Origin of the sequence: Streptomyces sp. NPDC050548, assembly GCF_044457385.1 — a bacterium.
Taxonomy (GTDB): domain Bacteria; phylum Actinomycetota; class Actinomycetes; order Streptomycetales; family Streptomycetaceae; genus Streptomyces.
Genome location: NZ_JBITGV010000001.1, coordinates 329,265 through 353,052, shown reverse-complemented (window position 1 = coordinate 353,052; position 23,788 = coordinate 329,265). Strand labels below are relative to the sequence as shown.

At 69.5% G+C, this 23,788-nt stretch carries 27 protein-coding genes; 14 read left to right on the top strand and 13 right to left on the bottom strand.

Features of this window, described 5'->3' with window-relative positions; all coding sequences use genetic code 11:
- Positions 1-12: 12 nt before the first annotated feature.
- Positions 13-486 carry a hypothetical protein gene (locus tag ACIBJH_RS01615; protein ID WP_399114849.1) on the bottom strand — a complete coding sequence of 158 codons (474 nt, stop codon included), beginning with the start codon at positions 484-486 and terminating at the stop codon, positions 13-15.
- 110 nt (positions 487-596) lie between these two features.
- A complete protein-coding gene (locus ACIBJH_RS01610) occupies positions 597-2,267 on the bottom strand; it encodes a fumarate hydratase (protein ID WP_393035617.1) in 1,671 nt (556 codons plus the stop codon).
- Positions 2,268-2,446: 179 nt separating this feature from the next.
- Here ACIBJH_RS01610 and ACIBJH_RS01605 point away from each other — a divergent pair, with 179 nt between their 5' ends.
- The gene (locus ACIBJH_RS01605) at positions 2,447-3,163 is read left to right on the top strand and encodes a DUF1707 domain-containing protein (RefSeq protein WP_399114848.1); all 717 of its coding nucleotides are present in this window, start codon (positions 2,447-2,449) and stop codon (positions 3,161-3,163) included.
- 173 nt (positions 3,164-3,336) lie between these two features.
- Positions 3,337-3,711 carry a WhiB family transcriptional regulator gene (locus ACIBJH_RS01600; RefSeq protein ID WP_399114847.1) on the top strand — a complete coding sequence of 125 codons (375 nt, stop codon included), beginning with the start codon at positions 3,337-3,339 and terminating at the stop codon, positions 3,709-3,711.
- Positions 3,712-3,807: 96 nt separating this feature from the next.
- On the opposite strand, the gene glpX is transcribed toward ACIBJH_RS01600, so the two are convergent.
- Positions 3,808-4,842: a class II fructose-bisphosphatase gene (gene glpX, locus ACIBJH_RS01595; protein WP_019072737.1), complete on the bottom strand. Its 1,035-nt coding sequence runs from the start codon at positions 4,840-4,842 to the stop codon at positions 3,808-3,810.
- Positions 4,843-4,968: 126 nt separating this feature from the next.
- Here glpX and ACIBJH_RS01590 point away from each other — a divergent pair, with 126 nt between their 5' ends.
- Entirely contained in the window at positions 4,969-5,490 is a 522-nt protein-coding gene (locus ACIBJH_RS01590) for a DUF4245 domain-containing protein (protein ID WP_399114846.1), read from the top strand.
- Positions 5,491-5,508: 18 nt separating this feature from the next.
- Here ACIBJH_RS01590 and ACIBJH_RS01585 read toward each other — a convergent pair whose 3' ends face one another.
- The 5 genes from ACIBJH_RS01585 to ACIBJH_RS01565 form a co-directional block, all read right to left on the bottom strand.
- On the bottom strand, positions 5,509-5,916 hold the full coding sequence (locus ACIBJH_RS01585) for a VOC family protein (protein ID WP_399114845.1): 408 nt from the start codon (positions 5,914-5,916) through the stop codon (positions 5,509-5,511).
- Between the two features lie 265 nt (positions 5,917-6,181).
- Positions 6,182-6,772, bottom strand: coding sequence for a malonic semialdehyde reductase (locus tag ACIBJH_RS01580; protein WP_399114844.1), 591 nt, complete (start codon positions 6,770-6,772; stop codon positions 6,182-6,184).
- A 186-nt stretch (positions 6,773-6,958) separates the two neighbouring features.
- Positions 6,959-7,204: an exodeoxyribonuclease VII small subunit gene (locus ACIBJH_RS01575; RefSeq protein ID WP_019072733.1), complete on the bottom strand. Its 246-nt coding sequence runs from the start codon at positions 7,202-7,204 to the stop codon at positions 6,959-6,961.
- Positions 7,205-7,213: 9 nt separating this feature from the next.
- Positions 7,214-8,431 (bottom strand): exodeoxyribonuclease VII large subunit, encoded by a 1,218-nt coding sequence (gene xseA, locus ACIBJH_RS01570; RefSeq protein WP_388104661.1) that lies wholly within the window; start codon positions 8,429-8,431, stop codon positions 7,214-7,216.
- Between the two features lie 53 nt (positions 8,432-8,484).
- Entirely contained in the window at positions 8,485-9,852 is a 1,368-nt protein-coding gene (locus tag ACIBJH_RS01565; RefSeq protein ID WP_399114843.1) for an APC family permease, read from the bottom strand.
- Positions 9,853-9,950: 98 nt separating this feature from the next.
- On the opposite strand from ACIBJH_RS01565, the gene ACIBJH_RS01560 reads away from it, so the two are divergent.
- Together ACIBJH_RS01560 and ppgK are read left to right on the top strand one after the other, a co-directional pair.
- Positions 9,951-10,976, top strand: coding sequence for a 4-hydroxy-3-methylbut-2-enyl diphosphate reductase (locus ACIBJH_RS01560; protein ID WP_399114842.1), 1,026 nt, complete (start codon positions 9,951-9,953; stop codon positions 10,974-10,976).
- A gap of 29 nt (positions 10,977-11,005) precedes the next feature.
- Positions 11,006-11,752 (top strand): polyphosphate--glucose phosphotransferase, encoded by a 747-nt coding sequence (gene ppgK / locus ACIBJH_RS01555; RefSeq protein WP_399114841.1) that lies wholly within the window; start codon positions 11,006-11,008, stop codon positions 11,750-11,752.
- A 64-nt stretch (positions 11,753-11,816) separates the two neighbouring features.
- Here ppgK and ACIBJH_RS01550 read toward each other — a convergent pair whose 3' ends face one another.
- Entirely contained in the window at positions 11,817-12,392 is a 576-nt protein-coding gene (locus tag ACIBJH_RS01550; RefSeq protein ID WP_399114840.1) for a DUF6542 domain-containing protein, read from the bottom strand.
- Positions 12,393-12,601: 209 nt separating this feature from the next.
- Here ACIBJH_RS01550 and ychF point away from each other — a divergent pair, with 209 nt between their 5' ends.
- Positions 12,602-13,690, top strand: a complete 1,089-nt coding sequence (gene ychF, locus ACIBJH_RS01545) for a redox-regulated ATPase YchF (protein WP_399114839.1) — start codon at positions 12,602-12,604, stop codon at positions 13,688-13,690.
- 135 nt (positions 13,691-13,825) lie between these two features.
- On the opposite strand, the gene ACIBJH_RS01540 is transcribed toward ychF, so the two are convergent.
- The 4 genes from ACIBJH_RS01540 to ACIBJH_RS01525 all read right to left on the bottom strand — a co-directional run bounded on the left by ACIBJH_RS01540 (position 13,826) and on the right by ACIBJH_RS01525 (position 15,131).
- Positions 13,826-14,089: a type II toxin-antitoxin system RelE/ParE family toxin gene (locus tag ACIBJH_RS01540; protein ID WP_399114838.1), complete on the bottom strand. Its 264-nt coding sequence runs from the start codon at positions 14,087-14,089 to the stop codon at positions 13,826-13,828.
- Positions 14,082-14,348, bottom strand: coding sequence for a type II toxin-antitoxin system Phd/YefM family antitoxin (locus tag ACIBJH_RS01535; RefSeq protein WP_399114837.1), 267 nt, complete (start codon positions 14,346-14,348; stop codon positions 14,082-14,084). The genes ACIBJH_RS01540 and ACIBJH_RS01535 overlap by 8 nt, the downstream gene beginning before the upstream one ends.
- A gap of 139 nt (positions 14,349-14,487) precedes the next feature.
- Positions 14,488-14,838 (bottom strand): hypothetical protein, encoded by a 351-nt coding sequence (locus tag ACIBJH_RS01530; protein WP_399114836.1) that lies wholly within the window; start codon positions 14,836-14,838, stop codon positions 14,488-14,490.
- The gene (locus ACIBJH_RS01525) at positions 14,829-15,131 is read right to left on the bottom strand and encodes a hypothetical protein (RefSeq protein ID WP_399114835.1); all 303 of its coding nucleotides are present in this window, start codon (positions 15,129-15,131) and stop codon (positions 14,829-14,831) included. Before ACIBJH_RS01525 ends, ACIBJH_RS01530 begins: the two co-directional genes overlap by 10 nt.
- A gap of 1,343 nt (positions 15,132-16,474) precedes the next feature.
- Here ACIBJH_RS01525 and ACIBJH_RS01520 point away from each other — a divergent pair.
- The 8 genes from ACIBJH_RS01520 (at position 16,475) to ACIBJH_RS01485 (ending at position 23,788) form a co-directional block, all read left to right on the top strand.
- On the top strand, positions 16,475-17,566 hold the full coding sequence (locus ACIBJH_RS01520; protein ID WP_399114834.1) for an ATP-grasp domain-containing protein: 1,092 nt from the start codon (positions 16,475-16,477) through the stop codon (positions 17,564-17,566).
- A 281-nt stretch (positions 17,567-17,847) separates the two neighbouring features.
- Entirely contained in the window at positions 17,848-19,209 is a 1,362-nt protein-coding gene (locus tag ACIBJH_RS01515) for an ATP-binding protein (RefSeq protein ID WP_399114833.1), read from the top strand.
- Positions 19,206-19,631 carry a roadblock/LC7 domain-containing protein gene (locus ACIBJH_RS01510; RefSeq protein WP_399114832.1) on the top strand — a complete coding sequence of 142 codons (426 nt, stop codon included), beginning with the start codon at positions 19,206-19,208 and terminating at the stop codon, positions 19,629-19,631. The genes ACIBJH_RS01515 and ACIBJH_RS01510 overlap by 4 nt, the downstream gene beginning before the upstream one ends.
- The gene (locus ACIBJH_RS01505; protein WP_399114831.1) at positions 19,628-19,984 is read left to right on the top strand and encodes a DUF742 domain-containing protein; all 357 of its coding nucleotides are present in this window, start codon (positions 19,628-19,630) and stop codon (positions 19,982-19,984) included. Before ACIBJH_RS01510 ends, ACIBJH_RS01505 begins: the two co-directional genes overlap by 4 nt.
- Positions 19,962-20,555: a GTP-binding protein gene (locus ACIBJH_RS01500; RefSeq protein WP_399114830.1), complete on the top strand. Its 594-nt coding sequence runs from the start codon at positions 19,962-19,964 to the stop codon at positions 20,553-20,555. Before ACIBJH_RS01505 ends, ACIBJH_RS01500 begins: the two co-directional genes overlap by 23 nt.
- Positions 20,552-21,766: a cytochrome P450 gene (locus ACIBJH_RS01495; RefSeq protein ID WP_399114829.1), complete on the top strand. Its 1,215-nt coding sequence runs from the start codon at positions 20,552-20,554 to the stop codon at positions 21,764-21,766. The genes ACIBJH_RS01500 and ACIBJH_RS01495 overlap by 4 nt, the downstream gene beginning before the upstream one ends.
- 8 nt (positions 21,767-21,774) lie before the next feature.
- Entirely contained in the window at positions 21,775-23,013 is a 1,239-nt protein-coding gene (locus ACIBJH_RS01490; RefSeq protein WP_399114828.1) for a cytochrome P450, read from the top strand.
- A 73-nt stretch (positions 23,014-23,086) separates the two neighbouring features.
- Positions 23,087-23,788: a TetR/AcrR family transcriptional regulator gene (locus tag ACIBJH_RS01485; RefSeq protein ID WP_399114827.1), complete on the top strand. Its 702-nt coding sequence runs from the start codon at positions 23,087-23,089 to the stop codon at positions 23,786-23,788.

Here is a 23,788-nt window from a genome sequence, read left to right as displayed (position 1 = left end):
GCACGGGGCCGATCAAAAGTGGTGGCCGCCGGCCCAACGGGCCAGCTCGTCCACGGTGTTGCCCAGCTCGGTGGCCGCGGCGGCGGTGCCGCGCAGGGCGCGCAGCCGATGGGCGAGCCGGGTCAGCCGGCCGGTGACGGCGTCGTCGGTCCCGCCGGGCGTGGCCTCGGTGTCATCCGGGCCGGCCAAACCTTCCGTGTCCTCTGTGTCGTCCGAGCCTTCCGCGTCCGGTTCGGCGGATGTACCGGCGCCGTCGCCGGCCTCGTGCGTGCCCCCGAGGGCGTCCTCGGCGATGTCGGCGAGCTCCGCGTCGAGAGCAGTGCGTTCGGACTCCGGTACACCCTCCAACGCCCCGATACGTGACCGCAGTTCGGCGACCGCTTCGGCGAACTCCGCCGGCCCGCTCTGCTCCGTCAGACGCAGATCGCCGGCGATGTTGTAGACCCGGCTGTTGTGGAGCTGCCAGGAGGACTGGTCGAAGGTCATGCGTGCTCCCCCGAGAGTGACAGGCCATCAGGGTAGGGCCCGGCAGTCCCCGTTGACATCACGAACAACCGCATTGCCCTCGCCGACCGGGCCCGAACCGAGACGCCCGCTCAGCCCAGCCCAGGCCCCCGCACCGGAATGTGCGTGAACGTAGGCTCCGGCGCCGGGTTCTGGAAGAAGTCGTTGCCCTTGTCGTCGACGACGACGAACGCCGGGAAGTCCTCGACCTCGATCTTCCAGACGGCCTCCATGCCGAGTTCCTCGTACTCGACGACCTCGACCTTCTTGATGCAGTCCTGGGCGAGCCGGGCCGCGGGCCCGCCGATCGAACCGAGGTAGAAGCCGCCGTGCGCGTCACACGCGTCGGTGACCTGTTTGCTGCGGTTGCCCTTGGCGAGCATCACCTTGGAGCCGCCCGCCGCCTGGAACTGCTCGACGTAGGAGTCCATGCGGCCGGCCGTGGTCGGGCCGAAGGAGCCGGACGCGTAGCCCTCGGGGGTCTTCGCCGGCCCGGCGTAGTACACCGGGTGGTCCTTCAGGTACTGGGGCATCTCCTCGCCCGCGTCCAGCCGCTCCTTGATCTTGGCGTGCGCGATGTCGCGGGCCACGACCAGCGGGCCGGAGAGCGAGAGCCGGGTCTTGACCGGGTACTTGGTCAGCTCGGCGAGGATGTCGTCCATGGGCTGGTTGAGGTCGATCCGGACGACGTCTTCCTCGGCGGAGTCGAGGTGCTCGTCCGTCGTCTCCGGCAGGAAGCGCGCCGGGTCCGTCTCCAGCTGCTCCAGGAACACGCCTTCCGCGGTGATCTTCGCGACGGCCTGGCGGTCGGCCGAGCAGGACACGGCGATGGCGACCGGGCAGGACGCGCCGTGCCGGGGCAGGCGCACCACCCGCACGTCGTGGCAGAAGTACTTGCCGCCGAACTGCGCCCCGATCCCGATCCGCTGCGTCAGCTCGAAGACCTTCTGCTCCAGGTCCTTGTCCCGGAAGCCGTGGCCCAGCTCCGAACCCTCGGCCGGGATCTCGTCCAGGTAGTGCGCGGAGGCGTACTTCGCGGTCTTCAGCGCGTACTCGGCGCTCGTACCGCCGACGACGATGGCGAGGTGGTACGGCGGGCACGCGGCCGTACCCAGCGAACGGATCTTCTCCTCCAGGAACTTCATCATGGAGCCCTCGTTGAGGACCGCCTTCGTCTCCTGGTAGAGGAACGACTTGTTGGCCGAGCCGCCGCCCTTCGCCATGAACAGGAACTTGTAGGCGCCGCCGTCGGTCGCGTACAGCTCGATCTGCGCGGGCAGGTTCGACCCGGTGTTCTTCTCGTCCCACATGGTCAGCGGGGCCATCTGCGAGTACCGGAGGTTGAGGTTCAGGTAGGCGTCGTAGATGCCGCGGGACAGGGCCGACTCGTCGCCGCCCTCCGTGAGGACGTTCTGTCCGCGCTTGCCCATGACGATCGCCGTACCGGTGTCCTGGCACATGGGCAGCACGCCGGCCGCCGCGATGTTCGCGTTCTTCAGGAGGTCCAGCGCCACGAACTTGTCGTTGTTCGACGCCTCGGGGTCGTCGATGATCCGGCGCAGCTGCGCGAGGTGGGCCGGCCGCAGATAGTGCTGGATGTCGTGGATCGCCTCGGCCGCGAGCTTGCGCAGCGCCTCCGGCTCGACCTTGAGGAACGTCCGCCCGTCGGCCTCGAAGGTGGAGACACCCTCGGAGGTCACCAGCCGGTACGGGGTGGTGTCCTCTCCCATGGGGAGCAGATCGGTGTACGCGAACTCAGGCATCGCAGCCCATTCCTCACTCGACAGACGGCCGCCCGCCGACACTGGCGGGCGCTCACCAGCGTAGAACCTGCCGCTGACAGCGAGCTTGTGAGGTAAGGCTCAGTTCGCCGGGGGCCGCACCACGCCAACGTTGTCCACACCCCTAGTCGCGATCTATCGCGTTTCGGTACTCTGCTGTCGTGGACCTTCAGAAGCAGCCCGCATCCGCGCCCACGGCCCCGCAGCCCGCGCCCGCCGCGTCCGCGCTGCGCGCCTCGGACGCCGACCGTGACCGCATCGCCGACATCCTGCGCGACGCCCTGGCCGAGGGGCGGCTGAGCGCCGACGAGCACGCCGAGCGGGTCGAGGGGGTGCTGAGCGCCAAGACGGTCGGTGAGCTGGAGGTCTTCATCCAGGATCTGCCGGCCGCCCATGGGCACCGGGCGACGGCCCCGTCGTACAGCCCCGCGCCGAACCGTCCGACGGAGGGCGCGATCCCGGCCGAGGCCGACGGGCACGTGGTGGCGGTGTTCAGCTCCGCCATGCGCAAGGGCCGCTGGCGCGCCGGCCGCCGGATGCATGCGTACGCCGTGTTCGGCAGCGTCGAGATCGACCTCAGCGAGGCGATCTTCGAGTACCAGCAGGTCGTCATCAAGGCGATCTCGGTCTTCGGGAACGTCGAGATCCGCGTCCCGGAGAACGTGTCGCTGCGCGGCACCGGCGGTGGTGTCCTCGGCAACTTCGAGGTGGACACGCTGGACTCGCTGGAGCCGGACGCGCCCGTGATCTACGTCGACGGGTGGGCCGTACTCGGAAACATCGAGGCAAAACCCAAGCGCGGCAAGCTCGTTGCGGACATTCTCGATCGGGTTCAGCGCAAGGTCGACAAGGGTTTGCGCAAACACCTGGACCGTTGACGGTTGTGAATCGGGACACATGTGGAGCTGATCGGTCCACGCCGGTCCGCCCCTGACATCGCGCACAAGCACACGGAAACCAGCGGTTCGGAACTCAGTGCATAGGCGCGCGCACAGCGGGTAGGCCTTGCTGCATCGTCTCTCGCTCGCGAAGCCGTCGTCAGGAGTAGACCGTGCTGCAACCGCCGCATTCGTCCCTGCAGGTAGCTGTTGTTCCGGCCCAGCGGATGCCTGCGCGAGACAGGGACCAAGACGCTCCCTGGCACACCGAAGCGGTGTGCCGGCGCGACGAGGCCGGCCTGTTCTTCGCACCCTCCAAGGAACCCACCGCCGCCCGGCTCTCCCGCGAGGACGCCGCCAAGCGCGTCTGCGCGCGCTGTCCGGTCATGGTCGAGTGCCGCGAACACGCCCTCCTCCAACCCGAGCCCTACGGCGTCTGGGGCGGCCTCACCGCCGCCGAACGCCGAGTGGTCCTGGCCAGGCGCCGCCGCCGCGACCTGGAACTCCAGAAGGCGAGGGCGGCGGGCCGCATAGCAGCGGCAGGCTGATCGACGTAGAAGAGGCGCCCCCACCGCACCGGGGGCGCCTCTTTCACGTACGACCGTGTGGTCGTGGTTCTTGCTGTGGCTGTCGCTGTGGCGTGGCTACTTCGCCCGGTCGAAGTCGATCGCGCTGTAGGCGCGCAGCTTGCTCAGCCGGTGCTCCGAGTCGATCCTCCGCACCGTCCCCGACTTCGACCGCATCACGATGGAGTCGGTGGTCGCGGTCTCCGACCGGTACCGCACCCCCCGCAGCAGCTCCCCGTCCGTGATCCCGGTCGCGACGAAGAACACGTTCTCGCCGGAGACCAGGTCGTTGGTGGTGAGCACCCGGTCCAGATCGTGCCCCGCGTCCAGCGCCCGCTGCCGCTCGGCGTCGTCCTTGGGCCACAACTTCCCCTGGATGACGCCCCCGAGGCACTTCACGGCGCAGGCCGAGATGATCCCTTCGGGCGTGCCGCCGACACCGAGCAGCAGGTCGACGCCGGTGCCTTCGCGCAGCGCCAGGATCGACCCGGCCACATCGCCGTCGGAGATCAGCTTGATCCGCGCACCGGTCTCCCGGATCTCCTTGATGATCCCGTCGTGCCGAGGCCGGTCCAGTACGACGACGGTGACGTCCTCGGGCGTGACCCGCTTGGCCTTGGCGACCCGGCGGACGTTCACCGAGATCGGGGCCTCGATGTCGACGAACTCGGCGGCCTCGGGCCCGGTGACGAGCTTGTCCATGTAGAAGACGGCGGACGGGTCGAACATCGAACCCCGGTCCGCGGCGGCCAGCACGGCGATCGCGTTCGGCATGCCCTTGGCGTTGAGGGTGGTCCCGTCGATCGGGTCGACGGCGATGTCGCACTCGGGCCCGGTGCCGTCACCGACGCGCTCGCCGTTGAAGAGCATCGGCGCCTCGTCCTTCTCGCCCTCACCGATGACGACGACGCCGTTCATCGAGACGGTGGAGACGAGGGTCCGCATGGCGCGCACGGCGGCACCGTCGGCGCCGTTCTTGTCGCCGCGCCCGACCCAGCGGCCCGCGGCCATCGCGGCGGCTTCGGTCACCCGGACGAGTTCCAGGGCGAGGTTGCGGTCGGGGGCCTCGGAGGGGACTTCGAGTTCGGACGGCAGATGATGATGCTCGGTCATCGGAGCGCACCTTTCTGATACGACGACGGCCGGATGAGGGTATGGCCACGACTCTATCGCCAGGCAGACAAAATGAGCAGGGGGCCCCACGGATGAGCGGACCAGGGCACCTGCGACGATAGGGACGTGGCAGGTTCGAACGGCAAGCAGAAGACGGTCCGGGACATGATTCTCTCCCTGGGCCTGATCGGGATCGCGGCGGCGATCGTCTACCTCTTCATCCCGCACAGCGACCACGCTCCGGACGTCAAGCGGGTCGACTACCGCGTGGAGCTGCTCACCGCACGCCGCGCGGCGCCGTACCCGGTGGCGGCGCCGGAGGGCCTGCCCAAGACCTGGAAGGCGACCTCGGTCCGCTACGACGGCGCCGCGTTCGACGCCTGGCACCTCGGGTTCAGTGCCCCCGACGGTCAGTACGTGCAGATAGAGCAGTCGACTCAGAAGCCGGCCGACTTCATCGACACCGCGAGCCAGGGCGCCACCGCGACGAAGACCACCCAGACCATCGGCGGCCACACCTGGACCCGCTGGACCGGCGGCCGCTACGACGCCCTCGTGCTCGCGGACAAGGGCTCGACGACGGTCGTCGCGGGTACGGGCTCCTTCGCCCAACTGACCGAGATGGCACAGGCGTTGAAGACGAAGTAGCCCGACGGTGTCCCCGCTCTACGGCCGGACGTACGGCCGGGTCATGATCTCCATGTTGTGGCCGCTCGGGTCCTCGAAGTAGGCGCCGCGACCGCCGAAGAGCTGGTTCGTCCGGCCGGGGTCCTTGTGGTAGGGGTCGGCGTAGTAGGTGACCCCGACCGCCTCCAGGCGGCCGATCATGGTGTCGAACCGCTCCTCGGGCACGAGGAACGCGTAGTGCTGCGGCTGGACGGGCTCGTCGCGCTTCTCGTAGAAGTCGAGCGTCACGCCGTTGCCGAGGTCGACCGGGACGAACGGCCCGAAGGGCGCGCCGACCTCCAGACCCAGGATCGCGGCGAGGAACTCGGCCGACAGCTGCCGGTCGGCGGCGTAGACGGCGGTGTGGTTCAGCTGGACGGTGGTCGGCAGTTCGGGTTCAAGTGACATGTGTGGGCGGGTCTCCGAGTCTTGGGTCCGATGAGAGCGCCACGTGCGGGCGCCAGGAGGGAAGACACGGAGAGACGGCGGGGCTCTGGCCCGCCTAGTGCTCACGCCGAGGCCGGGTGCCCCACTCGTGAATGGCCCATGGCCGACCCGGCAGTCACGGCACGGACCCTAGTGCCTCACCGAGCGTCACGGCAACGCCGAGTACGGAAGGTCCCGGCGTGGACAGTCTCCTGCCCGTGCCGGGGCCCTGTGCGTGTCACACGTCTCAGACGGTGGTGACGACCTCGTCGTACGCCAGTCGCGGGGAGCGCGGGAACCAGGCGTCCTCGCCCGGCTTGCCGATGTTGATGACGACGAACGGGGTGTGGTCGTCGTCCAGGAACTCCTTCTGGACGCCCGCGAAGTCGAGACCGGTCATCGGGCCCGCGGCGAGGCCGGCGGCGCGGATGCCGATGATGAAGTACGCGGCCTGGAGGGCGGCGTTCAGCGCGGCGTTGCCCTCACGGACGGAACGCTCGCCGAAGACGGCGTCCTTGGCCTGCGGGAAGTGCGGGAACAGGTTGGGCAGTTCCTCGTGGAACTCGTTGTCCGCGGAGAGGATCGCGACCAGCGGGGCGGCGGCGGTCTTCTTCTGGTTGCCCTCGGCGAGGTGCTGCACGAGGCGCTCGCGGGCCTCGGGGGAGCGGACCAGGGTGATGCGCAGCGGCGACTGGTTCATCGAGGTCGGGCCGTACTTGACCAGGTCGTAGATCGCCTGGACCTGCTCGTCGGTCACGGGCTCGTCGGTGAAGGTGTTCGCGGTGCGGGCCTCGCGGAACAGCAGGTCCTGGGCGGCGGGGTCGAGAACGAGAGACATACGAGAACTTCCTCGGGGGGCCGGAAGCGGATTTACCGGACCGCGGTCCGGTTAGGCTGACGAGACCGACCGTACGCGACGGGAGGTTCAATGTTCAACCAAAACTGGAGCATGGTGATCCGCCTCACAGCGAACCACTGTTGCCGCTACCGACCGCCGCTGCTCGGCGCCCTTTGCTCGGGGCCGCTACTCGGCGTCGCCCTCCGCGGCCTCTTCCTCCGCCAGCGCCGCGTCCAGTCGCGCCCGGGCCCCGTCCAGCCAGCGCCGGCACACCTTCGCCAGCTCCTCGCCCCGCTCCCAGAGCGCGAGCGACTCCTCCAGCGTCGTACCGCCCGCCTCCAGCCGCCGTACGACCTCGATCAGCTCGTCGCGCGCCTGCTCGTACCCGAGCGCCTCTGCCGTACCGGCACCTTCGTCAACCTTGCTGGTCATCCGCCCACCTTATGCATGTGCCGTATCGACTCGAACCGTGAACTCACCCTCCGCGACCCGCGCCCGCAGCACCTCGTCGGCCGTCACCTCCTCCGGGTCCCGGACAGCGTGTCCGTCGGCCTTCTGCAGCACCGCGTACCCCCGCTTCAGGGTCGCCGCGGGGGAGAGGGCCACCACGCGCGCGTGCGTGTGGGTCAGCTCCGAGTCGGCGCGGTCCAGGAGATGGCCGAGGGTGCGCCGGCCGCGGTCGAGCAGGGCGGCCACATGGTCCGCCCGCTCGTCGATCATCCGATGCGGATCCTCTATCGACGGCCGGGCCAGCGCCTGCGCCAGCCCGCGCTCCTCCCGGTCGACGAACGCGACCACACACCGCCGAGCCCGGTCGCGCAGCTGCCGTACGCGCTCGTACTCCTCGCCGACATCCGGTACGACCTTCTTCGCCGCGTCGGTGGGGGTGGAGGCGCGCAGGTCGGCCACGTAGTCCAGGAGCGGGTTGTCGGGCTCGTGCCCGATCGCGGACACCACGGGCGTACGGCACTCCGACACCGCCCGCACCAACTGCTCGTCGGAGAACGGCAGCAGATCCTCCACGCTGCCGCCGCCCCGCGCCACGATGATCACGTCCACGCCGTCGAGCGCGTCCAGCTCCTTCACCGCCTGCACGACCTGCGGCACGGCGTGCACGCCCTGCACGGGCACGTTGCGCACCTCGAAACGGACGGCGGGCCAGCGGTGCCGCGCGTTCTCCAGCACATCCCGCTCGGCCGCCGAGGCCCGCCCGCAGACCAGCCCGATCAGCTGCGGCAGGAACGGCAACGGCTTCTTCCGGTCGGCCGCGAACAACCCCTCCGCCGCGAGGGACTTCTTCAACTGCTCAAGCCGCGCGAGGAGTTCACCCACCCCCACCGGCCTTATCTCCGTGGCCCGCAACGACAACTGCCCACGCGGCGCGTACCACTCGGGCTTCGCGAGTACGACCACGCGCGCGCCCTCACTGACGACATCCGCGATCTCGTCGAACACCTGCCGGAAGCAGGTCACGCTCACCGAGATGTCGTACGACGGGTCGCGCAGCGTCAGGAACACGACACCGGCACCCGGGCGCCGTGACAGCTGGGTGATCTGCCCCTCGACCCACACCGCGCCGAGCCGGTCGATCCACCCGCCGATCAGCCGGGAGACCTCACCGACGGGGAGCGGGGCGTCCGGAGCCGTGTTGAGAGCCATGCGCCCGAGAGTAACGGCCCGGTCTGACAACGCGGTCGAGGTGCGCGGGACTGTCAACCGGCGTTCGTACGGGACTGCACCGCCAGTACCACCAGCCCGATCGCCAGCCAGATCGCGCCCACCACCTGAGCCGTCCCCGACGCCTCCACGATCACCGCGACGGTGATCGCCGCCCCCAGCACCGGCACGAGCACGTGCCGCCACCACACCACCGGCCCTCCCCGGCGCCGTACCGCGAACCAGCCCACCACGCTCGCGTGCAGCAGCGTGAAGGCGGTCAGCGCGCCGATGTCGACGACCGACACCAGCTGGTCGAGTCCGTCGTCGCGCCGGGCCGCCCAGACCGCCGCGACGAGGGTGATGAGGGCCGCCGACAGGAGTGCGATCCGCGGTACGCCGTCGTCGGTCTTCGACAGGGCGCGCGGGAGGCGCCGATCGCGGGCCATCGCGAAGACCAGGCGTCCCGCCGCGGCCTGTCCGACGAGCGCCGCGAAGGCCGCGCCGATCGCCTTGCTGACGGCCACCAGGTTGTGCAGCCAGTTGCCGACCGACACGTCGACCGCGTCGTAGAACGCCGATCCCTGTTTACCGGCGTCCGCGGCGAGCTGTGCGGAAGTCGTCGGCTCCAGGAGGGCGACCAGGTACGTCTGGGTGATGAACAGGACACCGGCGAGCGCCAGGCAGAACAGCAGCGCCCTGGCGACCTTCTCGGAGCCGCCGGTGACCTCCTCCGCGAAGGTGGCGACCGCGTCGAAGCCCAGGTAGGAGAGCACGGCGACGGACACCGCGCCGATCACCGCCGACAGCGCGAACGCGTCCTGGCTGCCGTCCCCGGAGAGGGGCGACAGCCAGCCGCGTTCGGCGCCGTCGCGCGCGAGGACGACGATCGCCGACACGACGAAGACGGCGAGTACGACGATCTCCATCGCGAGGACCAGGAAGCCCACGCGCGCGGCGGCCCGCACTCCCCAGAGGTTGAGGCAGGTGGTGAGGACGACCGCCAGCGCGGTCCACACCCACCGGGAGACGTCCGGGACCAGCGCGTTCATGGCGATCCCGGAGAAGAGGTAGGCGACCGCGGGGATCAGGACGTAGTCCAGCATCGCCATCCAGCCGGCGACGAACCCGGCCTCCCTGCCGAGCCCCACGCGCGCGTAGGCGAACACCGAGCCCGCCTGGGGGACGACCCGCACCATCTGGGCGTAGCTGAAAGCGGTGAACGCCATCGAGACCGTCGCCACGATGTAGACCAGCGCGACCGCGCCGTGCGACCTGGCGTCCAGGGTGCCGAACACGCCGACCGGCGCCATGGGGGCGATGAACAGCAGCCCGTAGACGACGAGATCGCGGAAACCGAGGCTGCGCCGCAGCTGAGGCCCCTCGCCGACGGTGGTCCTCGTATCCGTGCCCGTGCCCGCCATCTCGCGTCTCCCGTACGTCGTGTCCGGCCCCACCCCTCCCACTCCACCGCCAGTCTCTCCACCGGCGCGATCTTTGACCCGTCGAGCGCGGCCTTACGATGGGACGCATGACCGCTTCGTCTGGCCGCCGTGTCCTGCTCGCCGCCCCCCGGGGCTACTGCGCGGGTGTGGACCGCGCCGTGATCGCCGTCGAGAAAGCCCTTGAGCAGTACGGGGCTCCGATCTACGTCCGGCACGAGATCGTGCACAACAAGTACGTCGTGCAGACCCTGGAGAAGAAGGGCGCCATCTTCGTCGAGCGGACCGAGGAGGTCCCCGAGGGGAACATCGTGATGTTCTCCGCGCACGGCGTCGCGCCCGTCGTCCACGACGAGGCCAGGCGGGGCAATCTCGCCACGATCGACGCGACCTGCCCCCTGGTGACCAAGGTCCACAAGGAAGCCGTCCGGTTCGCCAACGACGACTTCGACATCCTCCTCATCGGGCACGAGGGCCACGAGGAGGTCATCGGCACCTCCGGAGAGGCCCCCGACCACATCACCCTGGTCGACGGTCCCGGCGACGTCGCCAAGGTCGAGGTGCGCGACCCGTCCAGGGTGGTCTGGCTCTCCCAGACGACGCTCTCCGTGGACGAGACCATGGAGACGGTCGACGCCCTGAAGGAGAAGTTCCCGCAGCTCATCTCGCCGCCCAGCGACGACATCTGCTACGCCACGCAGAACCGTCAGCTCGCCGTGAAGCAGATGGGTGAGGAGGCCGACCTGGTGATCGTGGTCGGCTCGAAGAACTCCTCCAACTCGATCCGGCTCGTCGAGGTCGCCAAGCTGGCCGGCGCCCGCGCCGCCTATCTCGTGGACTTCGCCGACGAGATCGAGGAGGCCTGGCTGGAGGGCGTGACCACGGTCGGCGTGACCTCGGGCGCCTCCGTACCGGAGATCCTGGTCGAACAGGTGTTGGAGTGGCTGTCCGTGCGCGGTTACGAGGACGTCGAGCTGGTCAAGGCGGCCGAGGAGTCCATCACGTTCTCGCTGCCCAAGGAACTCCGCCGTGACCTGCGCGAAGAGGCGGCGGCACTGGTCGCCGAGCGCATCGGTGCGGCCCGTACGACCCCCTCCGGGCAGTGACTGTCAGTCGTTCGTCGTAGCGTGGATCCATGCAGATCTTCGGCGTGGACATCGGTGGATCCGGGATCAAGGGCGCCCCGGTGGACCTGGACAAGGGCGAATTGACCCAAGAGCGGTGCAAGGTGCTGACCCCGCACCCGGCGACGCCGGACGGAGTGGCCGACGGCGTGAAGGAAGTCGTCGACCACTTCGGCTGGACGGGACCGGTCGGGCTCACGTTTCCGGGCGTGGTCACCGGCGGGGCCACGATCCGTACGGCGGCGAACGTCGACAAGAGCTGGATCGACAAGGACGCGGGAGCGCTGTTCGCCGAGAGACTCGGCGGCCTCCCGGTGACCGTCGTCAATGACGCGGACGCGGCGGGCGTCGCCGAGATGCACTTCGGTGCCGGCCAGGGCCGCAAGGGCACGGTGATCCTGCTGACCTTCGGCACGGGCATCGGCAGCGCCCTCTTTGTCAACGGCATCCTCGTCCCGAACACGGAGCTGGGCCACCTTGAGCTGAACGGCCACGACGCCGAGAAGAAGGCGTCCAGCAAGGCCAAGGAGGACGAGGAGCTGACCTGGGAGCACTGGGCCCGCCGGATCCAGAAGTACCTCGCCCATGTAGAGATGCTCTTCTCGCCCGAACTCTTCATCGTCGGCGGCGGAGTCAGCCGCAAGGCCGACAAGTTCCTGCACTTCATCGAGGGCATCAAGGCGGAGATCGTCCCGGCCCAGCTGCAGAACAACGCGGGGATCGTGGGGGCGGCGATGCACGCGGCGGGGGACGAATAGGGAGAGCGGGGCGGGGCGGAGTGGACGGGAGCGGAGGGGCGTCCGTCCGTCCCGCCGCCGGACGTCATCCCCGGCGCCGCCGCCGCACCAGCTGGATTCTGCGGACCGTCGCGATGAGGCCCGCGGCGAGCGTTCCGCCGTAGAGCCAGCCGGCCTGGGTGGCGAGGCCGGTGAACAGGCCCATCAGGCGGTTGACCAGGCCGCCGCTGCCCTCGGCCACCGGGAACAGGCCCACGACGAAGGCGATCGGCACGACGACGGGCGCGGTCAGCAGGTCCCCGCGCCGGATCCAGACCGCCGTCAGCACGCACACCGGCAGGAACAGCACGCCGTACACGGTCAGCGACGCCCCGAACAGCAGCTGGTCGAGGAAGCCGAGGACGAGCATCACGGCCGCGCAGAACAGGCCGCCGCCGAGCCCGGTGAGCCGGGGGTTCGGCAACGGCCGTACGGACGGGGGCGCTGCCGGACCGGGGCGTCGTACGGCCGACGGACGGCGTTGCGCGGTGCCGCGAACCTGGGGTCCGGGCCGGGGCGTACGGGCCGGGCCGCCGTTCGGGCCCCGGCCCGCCTGCGGGGGCAGCGGCGGGGCCCCGCGTCTCGCGCCGGGCTGTGGGGGTCGTGTCCTGTGTTGCTCCACTGGACCAACTTAGGTCGGTTTATGTGCCGAATAGGCCCTGAGACACGCCGATGAGCAGAGCTTGGCCAGGTGTTCGACGCGGAGCCGGGGCGGGGCGGCTCACGCCGTAGACTGGTTGATCGGCCCCGGGCCCAGTCCCTGTCGGCCCGCGGTCCCCCTCCACTGCTCCTCCATCGCTCTCACGCCTCTCACGTACGGGAAGTCGCAACGTGTCGCTCACGATCGGAATCGTCGGTCTGCCGAATGTCGGCAAGTCGACCCTGTTCAACGCCCTGACCAAGAACGACGTGCTGGCGGCCAACTACCCGTTCGCCACGATCGAGCCGAACGTCGGCGTGGTCGGCGTCCCCGACCCGCGCCTGACGAAGCTGGCGGAGATCTTCTCCTCGCAGAAGATCCTCCCGGCGACCGTCGACTTCGTCGACATCGCGGGCATCGTGAAGGGCGCCTCCGAGGGCGAGGGCCTGGGCAACAAGTTCCTCGCCAACATCCGTGAGTCCGACGCGATCTGCCAGGTCATCCGCGCCTTCAAGGACGAGAACGTCGTCCACGTCGACGGCAAGGTCTCGCCCAAGGACGACATCGAGACCATCAACACCGAGCTGATCCTCGCCGACCTGCAGACCATCGAGAAGGTCCTGCCGCGCCTCCAGAAGGACTCGCGCATCAAGAAGGACGTCGTCCCGAAGGTCGCGGCGGTCGAGGCGGCGAAGGAGATCCTGGAGAAGGGCGACACCCTCTTCTCGCAGGGCATCGTCCAGGGCTCGGGCAAGGAGGAACTCCTCCACGACCTGCACCTGTTGACGACCAAGCCCTTCCTCTACGTCTTCAACGTCGACGAGGACGAACTGGTCGACGAGGACTTCAAGACCGAACAGCGCGCCCTGGTCGCCCCCGCCGAGGCGATCTTCCTCAACGCCAAGCTGGAGGCGGACCTCGCCGAGCTGGACGAGGAGGACGCGATGGAACTCCTGGAGTCCGTCGGCGCCGAGGAGCCCGGCCTCGCCACCCTCGCCCGCGTCGGCTTCGACACCCTCGGCCTGCAGACGTACCTCACCGCCGGCCCCAAGGAATCCCGAGCCTGGACCATCAAGAAGGGCGCCACCGCCCCCGAGGCCGCCGGAGTCATCCACACCGACTTCCAGAAGGGCTTCATCAAGGCCGAGGTCATCTCCTTCTCCGACCTGGTGGAGATGGGCTCGGTCGCGGAGGCCCGCGCGAAGGGGAAGGCGCGGATGGAGGGCAAGGAGTATGTGATGCAGGACGGGGATGTGGTGGAGTTCCGCTTCAACGTGTGAGCGGATGAAGCAACACCACGTCGCTGATCCGGCAAACATGCATGTCGGAAGGGGTTGGGCTCATGGGAGCCCAACCCCTTCGTCGATCCCGTGCTGGATCGGTGCTGGATTCTCTGACCTGGCGTCAGAGGTTTGTCAGCTGCCGTAGACCGTGGAGCGATGCCCCACATGGACCACCCACACCACCAGTTCGCCGTTGTCGACGGTATAGATCACTCGGTGGTCACCGACCCGGAGGCGACGCCTGTCGGGCTGGGACACGAGGGCGGTGGTGTTGAAGCCGAATGGTTCAGTCTCCAGCTCGGTCAGCTTGGCCAGGATGCGTAGCGCCGTGTCACGGGGAATCTTTCGGAGCTCAGCCTGAGCCTCGGGCCGGAAGACGGTGCGGTACTCACTCACTGCGTGCCAGCGTCTCCTTCATGACGTCCTCGATGGGGACGCCACCAGCTGGGTTCGCCATGCGCTCGTCGATGATCCGGTTGATCTCGCGCTCTTCCCACTCCTGGTACTTGCGCAGCGTCTCGATCGACACGACGGCTGCGACCTGCTTACCGCGGCGGGTGATCACGGTGGGTACGTCGTCGCGGTCGGCCCGTTCGACCACATCCGCCAGATGTGCGCGGACCTCGCGGATGGACTCTATGGGCATCTGTGTCATGCACCAAGAGTACATAGTGTTCCATGTGTACACAAAGGAGTGGCCCTGCGTGCGTGAGCCTGCCTGGGCTTTCAGACTGTGCTTGCGAGTCCCCGACTCAACCCGATCTCCGGCGCGGTACCGCGACTCGGTCGTCACGTCAGCCGGGTGATTCCACGGAGGCCGCTCCCCGGCGATCGAACCAGAGCGCTGTTTCGGCCACGGTGGTCACGATCAGCAGCGCCAGACAGCACGCGAAGCCGATCAGTCCGGCCTCCAGCCAGTAGATCCCACGCCAGTCCACGCACTCCAGGGCCGGTGAGCAGCCGACGGTTCCGGGACTGATCTGTGGTCCCTTCTCGCGGTACCCGATGAGGAGGCAGGCCACCGAGACGACGGCCGCGGCGGACAGCAGGCACCACCGGATCCGCCGTGTTCCCCACCACGACAGGATCCAGCCGACGACGGTCACGGCCGGCAGGATCCACACGTATCCGCTGACTATTGCCACGCTGCATCGGTCCGTGACATCGAGTTCCGGCGCCTCGGATCGAGCCGGTCACCGGGCTTGAGCTTCACCGTTGTGCTCCACCTGGTGTAGTACCACCGCTTTTCGTTCCCCCACTCGTGGCGGCCCCAGACACCGCCCACGGTGACGGTTTCGGCCAGCGTGACCGTGCAGGTCGCGAGCGTCGTCCTGGGGTCGGTGGTGATCGTGCTTGTCGTGCGCAGTCGGCGGTCGTCGACGGTGGCCATCGCGGCGGGCGGCGGGGAGCGGAGCCGAGGGTCGTAGGTGACGGTCACTTCGGTCCCGGCCGGAAGACTCGCGCCCGCGTGCTGACCTGTACGGCCAACTGTCCGGGGGACGCCGCCGGTTGGGCACCGACGCCGGCAAGGACCGCGACCGGGCTCGCGCCGACCGGCACCGTTTGTAACAGCTGGGCCTCCCGGTAACTGTGTGGTTACAGATCGCTTGACGTGTCCGTGGCCGGAGTTCCATGCTGAGGGCGAAAGAGTAGACTGATCGGTCTCGATCGGCGTCTGAAACCTAAGAAAGTATCGGACATTTCCCCTCACGTGAGACGAAGGTGTCGACATCCATTACCATTCAGCCCGCCTCCCGGTCGATGGAAGTGCCCGTTTTTGCACGGGTTCCAGGGTGTTGTGGAATGCCGGGATATGGTCGACGACTGTGGAACCGGATGAGACTGTTCAGTCTCCTTGAGGTGGAATGGTCTTCTCACGAGGAGTCGGCCAGACGGCCAAGGCCCCGAGCCGCGACAGCGGCACCAGGGGACCGCATGCTCCCTGACCCCGACGACCGGCCCCTGACCGGTCGGCGCACACAGCACCGCGGGACGGGCATGGGCCACGGCCACAGTGCGCGACCCCGTTCCGCCGGACCTGCCCGGCACCGCACGAACACACACCCCCGCACCCAGGAGACCGCCGTGCCCTCGCCACCCACCGTCCGAGACCACGACACCCCTTGCGACCAGCCCACCACCGGCAACCCGTACCGGACTCGCCCGGCGCGGCACGAACCGCGGACGGCAATGCCTCCGCCGCGAGCCGGGCCGCCCCGAACGGACGGCATCACCACCGGAATCAGGCAACAGCCGGGCCACCGTCCGCATCCCCGGCGCACAGTCACCACCCGAGACACCTGTGCCGCCGGTTCACCGTCGCGCCAACGCCCCGGACGCTCCCGCCGACCCGACAGTCCCTCATCGGGCAGGTCGGCGCAGGCATCGTGCTCGACCTCGCCGACTCGCCACACCTGCCCGTTCATGCCGAGACCCGAGGGTGGATCGACCTGCTGCTGAGACCGGAACCGCGCGCCCATGCGTACGTGCTGTTCCGTCCCCGGCGCCAAGCCCGGGAACTCAACGCTGCGGGGCCGCGGCCGGACGCGCTCCGGACCGCCCCGACGACCGCTGCGGACCGGTCCCGACCACCGCTCCGGTCTCACCCTCATCGCTCCCGTCCTCAGTACTCCCGTTCAGCCGACTCCGACTCCGACTCCGATCCCGCACCCTCCACCCCGGTCCGACGATCCCCACTCCAAGGACGACGATGGCACTCAACGCAGCAGCTCACCCCCTCCTGGTTCTGAGGGCGGGCCTTCAGGCCTACAGCGACAGCTCGTGGCGATCGATCCCGCCGACCGTGAGGCCGCCGCGGCGGCCGTCGACCAGGTCGCCGCACACACGCCGCTCGCCGAGGTCCGCACTCGCATGGAGGACCGCGTGGAGCTGACGACACGGCCGGTGACACAGCTCCGATTACCCGGCAGTTGCCCGTTGCCGTCGGCAGTCTGTCGGCACAAGGACCACGGGCGGTTCGGTGACCATGGCGTGTTCCACGTCCGGTCCGTCCCGGCCTGCGACGAGGACACAGCGGTCGAGCAGGCCCGGCGGCTCGGCTATCCGGTCGTCGTCAAGCCCGGAGGCCGGGCGGGCAGTGCCGCGACACTGCGGGCGGACAATGACGCGGAGGTCCGCCAGGCCTACCGGCAGGCGGGCTGGGAGACGCTCTTCGGGCTGGAGGATCCGGGTGTCGTCGGGGTTCTGATCGAGGAGTGCCTGGCCGGATCGGCGATCGGTGCGGAAATCGTCGTCCTCGACGGCGGCTTCCACATCGTCGCGGTCACGCGCGCGCAACTGGGGCCGGAACCGCACCACTTGAAGACCGGCTACACCGTCGACGCACGCGATCCGCTGCTCGACGCTCCTGAGGTGACGGAGGCGGTCGACCACGCTGTGCGCACCCTGGGCATCGAACGGGGCGTACTGCACGTCGAGTTGCGGCTGACCGCGCCAGGGCCCGCACTGACCGAGGCCGACGCGAGCCCGGACGGCGACCTCGTCCCGCTGCTGGTGGAACTGGCCACCGGCATCGACCTCCGGGCGGCGACCGCCGCCCTCGCCGTCGGCACCAGGCCCGACCTGGCACCGACCCGCCGACGGGCCGCCGCCGTGCAGTTCCTCTACCCGGCGGCCGCCGGCCGCCTCGGCCCCGTCCCTCCCCTGACCGCGCTGCGCGCCCGGCCGTGGCTGGAGCGGCTCGTATGGACCCGTCGTACGGGCGAGCAGGTCACCGCCCCGCCGCACACCTCGATCGCGGACCGGCTGGCCCACTGGGTGGTCACCGGCGACACCACGACCGAGTGCCGGCGGCACCTCGCCGACGTACTGTCCCAGGTCGCCGATCCCGTGGGACGGACCACTCCACACTGACCGACCCATGCCACGCCTTCCCGCCCATCGGAGCACGCCTTCATGGCCATCACCACCCAGGTCGCCGTCCCGTGCAACGGCGACAGCCCGTCCCCGCGGCCCCTGGCCCGGCACGGCTCGCGGACGACCGCCGGCATCCCGGTGACCGCGCGTCCACGCGCTCACCCGGACACAAAGGCGGCTGATCCACACACCGGCCCGGTCGTGCGCCGCCGTGCGCTGCCGCCGATACGCCCGGAACCGGCTTCCGACCCCGTCGACACCCGCATGCGAGGTTTTTGATGAGCTTTTGGATACAGGCCGGCGCGACAGCGGTGCCGTGGGTGGCGGCCCTGGCAGGCGGTTCCGCGGCATGGCACTACCGCGGCAGCGCCGGCGCGCACGAGCGTGCCGCGGAGCGGTCGCGCCGGCAGAGCCAGCTGCTCGCCGAGCAGCTGCGCGCCGTAGAGGAGGCGGTCGGGACGCTGGCCCGGGATGTCGTTCCCGCGCTGCGGGCGCAGGCCGCGGGCGGGGGGCGGCAGGACGGCTTCCCGCTCTCGCTGCCGGGCGAGCTGATCGGCTCGCCCGTCGCCGACCAGCTGGGAAAAGTGGCCGAGGCGGTGGCCCAGGCCGTTCGGCAGGTGCGGCACGAGTCGGACATCGCCGGCAGTGCGCAGGTGGCCGAGGTGCAGCGGGCCGCCGAGGCCGCGGCCGCCGAGTCGCGGCGGACCGCCGAGGAGACCACGCGGGCGGCCGTGCGCGGCGTGGCATCCTCGCTGGTCGCCATCGCGTCCCGGCTGAGCAGGCAGGTCAGCGCGGGAGTCCGCAAGCACGCCGGTGACGAGGCGTACGCATCCCTGGTGACCATCGACCGGCACGGGCAGCAGCTGCTGCTCGCCGCCCAGAGCTATGTGGTGCTCAGCGGCGGCAAGTTGTCCCGCCGCTGGCCGGACTCCTCGGTCACCGACGTGGTGCGGGCCGCCATGGGACATCTGGACCAGTTCGAACGGATCGAGCACGAGGAGTCCGACACCGCGGTGACCGCCCGTGCCGTGGGTCCGGTCATCCACGCACTCGCGCTGCTGCTCGACAACGCCCTGCGGTATTCGCCGCAGACGGCCCGGGTGGAGATCCGTCTGCACGAGGGACATCACGGCATGACCGTGGCCATCGACGACGCCGGACTGGGCATGAGCCTGGAGCAGTTGCGGGCGGCGCGCCGGATTCTGTCGGCGGACCAGCTCAACGACGTCACCCGGCTCGGCGCACAACCGAGCGTCGGATTCCGCGTGGTCGCCGCTCTGGGCCGCGACTACGGGTTCCAGGCCGACGTGGAGGCGCCGAACCACTACCACGGGGTGCGCGCGCTGCTCTTCCTGCCGAACGCGCTGCTGACCACGCTGACCCCGGACACCCCTGTGGCACCAGTGTCACCGGCACCGGCACCGGCACCGGCGGCAAGGCCGGCGGCCACCACCGCGAACGGCCTGGCGGTACGACAGCGCCGCACACACGCGAGTACGACAGGCCCTGCCATCGAGCAGGACGAACACACCCCTGCCCAGCCGGGCCGTCCCGAGGTGGCCGCGGCATGGGCGCGGGGGATCGCCCGGGCGCGCAGCGCTTCGACGCCGACAACAAGTAACGGGGAACGTCCTTCATGACCTACTTCACGTCCACGCACGCCAACGCTCTCGGCTGGCTGCTCGACGCCGAACTCGGCAGCCTCGACGGGGTCAGGTGCGCCGTCCTGATCAGCTCCGACGGTCTGCTGTTCTCCCGGACGGACTCCCTGACGCAGGAGGAGGGCGAGAAGCTGTCCGCCATGGGGTCCGGCTTCCTCGCGATCGCGCGGGAGTACGACAACCACTCGGCCGGCGGCGGCGTCCGCCAGGTGCTGGTCGAACTCGACGCCCACATCTGCCTGATCGGACAGGCCGGCACCAACATGCTGCTGCTGGTGGAGACCTCCGGCCCCGACGCCGACGTCGCCACGATCGCCCAGCAGATGGCGGCGCTCGCCCAGCGCGTCGGCCACGAGATGGCGGTCGCCGACAGGCAGCCGGTGGAGGCCCCACGGACATGAGCGGTCCGCGGCGAGACCCGGACATGATCCGGCCCTACGTCCGTACCGGCGGGCGAGTACGCCCCACACGGACGGACGTACGGCTGGAGACCCTGGTGAAAGCCGCCGGCGTCCCGAACGGCACTCTGCCGCCGGACGCCCGCCGAGTGCTGACCCTGGTCGGCGATGCCCCGGGCGCGCTCGCGGTGGCGGACATCGCCGCGGCCCTGGATCTGCCCCTGTCCACGGTCCGCATCCTCGTCTCCGACCTGCTGGACAGCCGCCATCTGGCCACTCCGGTCGACGTCCGGTCCGGCCGGCCCGACATCAGCATCTTGCAGGAGGTACTGCGTGGGCTCCGCGCCAAGGTATGAACCCGTCCCCACGACCGCCGTGCGCTCGGCGAAGATCGTCGTCGCGGGCGGCTTCGGGGTGGGCAAGACCACCTTCGTCGGTGCCGTCACCGAGGTGGCGCCGCTGCGCATGGAAGAGCCGATCACCGAGGCCAGTGCCGGCGTGGACGATCTGCGCGGCACGCCCCACAAGACCACCACCACCGTCGGGCTGGACTTCGGCCGCGTCCACATCAACGACGACCTCGTGCTCTACGTGTTCGGCACGCCCGGACAGGCCCGGTTCAGATGGCTCTGGGCCAGCCTGACCGAGGGCGCGCTCTGCGCTCTGGTCCTTGTCGACACCCGCACCCTTGAGGCCTCCCACGAAGTGCTCGACCTCGTGGAAGAACTCGGCGTGCCGTACGCGGTCGCGGTCAACCGCTTCGACGGCGCGCCCAGTTACCCGGCCGCGGAGGTCCGCCAGGCCCTCGCCCTGGAGGACGGCATCCTGCTCACCGAATGCGACGCCCGCGACCGCCGCTCAAGCCTCCTCGCCCTGATCGAACTCATCGAGCACCTGGCCACCCGTCATCTGGAGCCCCAGCCGTGACCCCGCCCCGCGCACAGACCGACAAGCCCCTTCCCCCTCCCTTCCCGCTGTACGAGGAGGAGTTCGCCGCCGACCCGCACAGCGCCTACGCGCGCATGCGCACCGACCACGGCCCCCTCGTCCCCGTCGAACTGGCGCCGGACGTGCCCGCGACGCTGGTGATCGGCTACGCCGAAGCCCTGCAGGTCCTCCGTGACGAATACCGCTTCCCCGCCGATCCGCGGGCGTGGCAGCGGACGGTCCCCGACAGCTGCCCGGTCAAACCGATGATGGAGTGGCGCCCCAACGCCATCCGCTCCCAGGGGGCGGAGCACGCCCGCTACCGCGAGGCGAACACCGCCGCCATCGACGCCGTCGACGAGCACAAGTTGCAGGACCTGGTCGAGCGGATCTCCCACCGCGCCGTCGCCGGGTTCCGCCAGGCCGGCCAGGCCGATCTGCTGACCCAGTTCGCCTGGCCGCTGACCTTCCAGGTGCTGAGCGACCTCCTGGGCTGCCCCGACTCCATCGGGCACCGCATCGCCGACGGCATGAACAAGCTCTTCGACGGCGGCGACACCGCCATCCGCGGCAACGAGATCCTCGGCCGGGCGGTGGCCGAACTCGTCGCGCTCAAACGGCACCGCCCCGGGCCCGACATCACCTCACGCCTCATCGCGCACCCCGCCCGGCTCGACGACACGGAGATGAGCCACCAGATCGTCACGCTCTACGGCGCCGGCATCGAGCCCGTGGTCAACCTGATCACGAACACGGTGCTGACGCTGCTGACCGACGCCGACTTCTCCGGAGACGTCCACGCCGGCGACGCCTCCGTCCGGGAGGCCCTGGACTTCGTCCTCTACCGGGACCCTCCGCTGGCGAACTTCTGCTTCGCCTACCCGCCGCACCCGGTCAGTCTCGGCGGATACTTCCTCCCCGCCCACCAGCCGGTCGTCATCTCCATGGCCGGCTGCAACAACGACCCCGCCCTGGGCGACCCGCACAACGCCTCCGGCAACCGGGCCCATCTCGCGTGGAGCGCAGGACCGCACGCCTGCCCCGCCCGCTCCCAGGCCTACCTCATCGCCGAGGGCGCCATCACCCACCTGCTCGACGCGCTGCCCGAGATGGAACTCGCGTGCGCCCCGCGGGAGCTGACCTGGCGCCCGGGTCCTTTCCACCGGGCCCTCGCCCACCTGCCCGTCGTCTTCCCCCGCGTCGACCAGTAAGGACCGCAATGCCTCCCCAGCACTCCGAGCCCGTCGTCCTCGACCCCACCGGCGCCGGCCGGCGCGCCGAGCACGCGCTGCTGCACGCCCACGGATCCACCGCCCTCGTCGACATCCTCGGCGTGACCGCCCACGCCGTCAGCGACCCGGCCCTGCTGAAGGAACTGCTGACCAGTCCCGACGTCTCCAAGGACGGCCGCGCGCACTGGCCGCGCTTCGACGAGGTCGTCCGGACGTGGCCGCTCGCCCTGTGGATCAATGTCGAGAACATGTTCACCGCGGCCGGCGGCGATCACCGCCGACTGCGCCGGATGATCGCACCGGCCTTCGCGGCCCGCCGTATCGCGGCCCTCACCACCATCGTGGAGAGCACCGTCGACGGCATCCTCGACACCCTGGGAACCCGTCCCGCCGGCGAGATCACCGACCTCCGCCAGCAGCTCGCCTACCCGCTCCCCATCACGGTCATCGGCCACCTCCTGGGCCTGCCCTCCGATCAGTTGGACGGCTTCCGGACCATCGTCGACGGAGTCTTCGACACCACCCTCACCGGCGTCCAGGCGGACGACAACAACCGCGCCCTGTACGGGGTCATCACCCAGCTCGTCGCCGCCAAGCGGGCCGCACCCGGCGAGGACCTCATCTCGCACCTGATCGGTGTCCGCGACAGCGAGGGCGACGGCGACGGCCTCACCGAGGCCGAACTGCTGGGCACCATCGTGCTGGTGCTCAGCGCCGGCTACGAGACCACCGTCAACGTCATCGACCAGGCCGTCAGCCTCCTGCTGACCCACCCCGAACAGCGTGCCCTCCTGGCCGCGGGCGACGCCGACTGGAGCGACGCCGTCGAAGAGACACTCCGCCTCGAACCCCCCGTCACCCATGTGCCTCTGCGGTACGCGATCAACCCCATCGACCTGCCGGACGGTACGTCCATCGCGCGGGGCGACGCCATCCTGGCCTCCTTCGGCGCGGCCAACGTCCACCCCGACTGGCACGGCGAGACCGCGGGCGACTACGACATCACCCGCGCGAACAAGGATCACCTCGCCTTCGGCCACGGCATGCACTTCTGCCTGGGCGCGACGCTGGCCCGCCTGGAGATCACCACCGTGCTACGGGCGTTGTTCGACCGGTTCCCCGAGATCGAACTCGCCGTGCCCGCCGCCGAGCTGAAGCCGCTGAACTCCCTCATCAGCAACGGACACCAGGCACTGCCCGTCCGCCTCCGCCCGGCCACGGCGTGAGATACCTTTGCCCATTCCGATAGGGCTCACCGGCGGCGACTCTGCGGGTGGGGGAGAGGAGGGGATCGATTCAATGACTGAGCAGCCTGAGCAGCAGAAGCCGCCTCGAAAAATCCAGAAGCGTACGATCGACGGCAGAGAGCGCATCATCAATTCCGCGGCACGGAAATTCGTGGAGGAGGGCTACAAAGGGGCCAGCCTCAGCGACATCATCCTTGATGCGGATTCCAATAAGAGGTTCTTCTACAATCAGTTCTCCGAGGGGAAAAGAGACGTAGCCAGAGCCATCATGGCGAACACTCTGACCATGAACGGTCTCGTGCCGCAGCGATTGAAAATCCAGGAAATCTACGATATCGGCATGATTTTAGCGTACCGAGTGGCCCGCGAGGATGCCCTCCTCGCCGCCGTGAAGCTTTCGTTCGAGTTCGGCTCCTATGAGGAGTACGGGACTCCGTGGGGCGACTGGGTCGCCTTCAATACCGGCCAGCTTGAGGATGCCCAGCGACAGAAAGAGATCCGGCCGCATGTCGTCCCGGCGGAGCAGGCCCGTCAGCTGTCCGGTTTCTGGTCCGGGCTGGTGCTCACCGCGATTGTCGTCGACGGCGGTCTGCACGAGGTCGAGGCGCACATATCGCGGGGATATCAGAATCTGATGGCCGCGATCGCGGTACCCGAAGTCCTCCCCTTCGTAGACTTCTCGGTGGACCGCGGCGAGAAGCTCTACGTAAGTTTCCTGGAAAGCCAGGCACAGAAGGAGTCCGCCGAGGAGTGA

What these genes read in the sequence shown, in the direction of transcription:
- ACIBJH_RS01615 (WP_399114849.1), bottom strand. Translation starts at nt 486, where the DNA reads ATGACCTTCGACCAGTCCTCCTGGCAGCTCCACAACAGCCGGGTCTAC.
- ACIBJH_RS01610 (WP_393035617.1), bottom strand. Translation starts at nt 2,267, where the DNA reads ATGCCTGAGTTCGCGTACACCGATCTGCTCCCCATGGGAGAGGACACC.
- glpX (WP_019072737.1), bottom strand. Translation starts at nt 4,842, where the DNA reads ATGACCGAGCATCATCATCTGCCGTCCGAACTCGAAGTCCCCTCCGAG.
- ACIBJH_RS01585 (WP_399114845.1), bottom strand. Translation starts at nt 5,916, where the DNA reads ATGTCACTTGAACCCGAACTGCCGACCACCGTCCAGCTGAACCACACC.
- ACIBJH_RS01580 (WP_399114844.1), bottom strand. Translation starts at nt 6,772, where the DNA reads ATGTCTCTCGTTCTCGACCCCGCCGCCCAGGACCTGCTGTTCCGCGAG.
- ACIBJH_RS01575 (WP_019072733.1), bottom strand. Translation starts at nt 7,204, where the DNA reads ATGACCAGCAAGGTTGACGAAGGTGCCGGTACGGCAGAGGCGCTCGGG.
- xseA (WP_388104661.1), bottom strand. Translation starts at nt 8,431, where the DNA reads ATGGCTCTCAACACGGCTCCGGACGCCCCGCTCCCCGTCGGTGAGGTC.
- ACIBJH_RS01565 (WP_399114843.1), bottom strand. Translation starts at nt 9,852, where the DNA reads ATGGCGGGCACGGGCACGGATACGAGGACCACCGTCGGCGAGGGGCCT.
- ACIBJH_RS01560 (WP_399114842.1), top strand. Translation starts at nt 9,951, where the DNA reads ATGGGACGCATGACCGCTTCGTCTGGCCGCCGTGTCCTGCTCGCCGCC.
- ppgK (WP_399114841.1), top strand. Translation starts at nt 11,006, where the DNA reads ATGCAGATCTTCGGCGTGGACATCGGTGGATCCGGGATCAAGGGCGCC.
- ACIBJH_RS01535 (WP_399114837.1), bottom strand. Translation starts at nt 14,348, where the DNA reads ATGACACAGATGCCCATAGAGTCCATCCGCGAGGTCCGCGCACATCTG.
- ACIBJH_RS01515 (WP_399114833.1), top strand. Translation starts at nt 17,848, where the DNA reads ATGAGCTTTTGGATACAGGCCGGCGCGACAGCGGTGCCGTGGGTGGCG.
- ACIBJH_RS01510 (WP_399114832.1), top strand. Translation starts at nt 19,206, where the DNA reads ATGACCTACTTCACGTCCACGCACGCCAACGCTCTCGGCTGGCTGCTC.
- ACIBJH_RS01505 (WP_399114831.1), top strand. Translation starts at nt 19,628, where the DNA reads ATGAGCGGTCCGCGGCGAGACCCGGACATGATCCGGCCCTACGTCCGT.
- ACIBJH_RS01490 (WP_399114828.1), top strand. Translation starts at nt 21,775, where the DNA reads ATGCCTCCCCAGCACTCCGAGCCCGTCGTCCTCGACCCCACCGGCGCC.
- ACIBJH_RS01485 (WP_399114827.1), top strand. Translation starts at nt 23,087, where the DNA reads ATGACTGAGCAGCCTGAGCAGCAGAAGCCGCCTCGAAAAATCCAGAAG.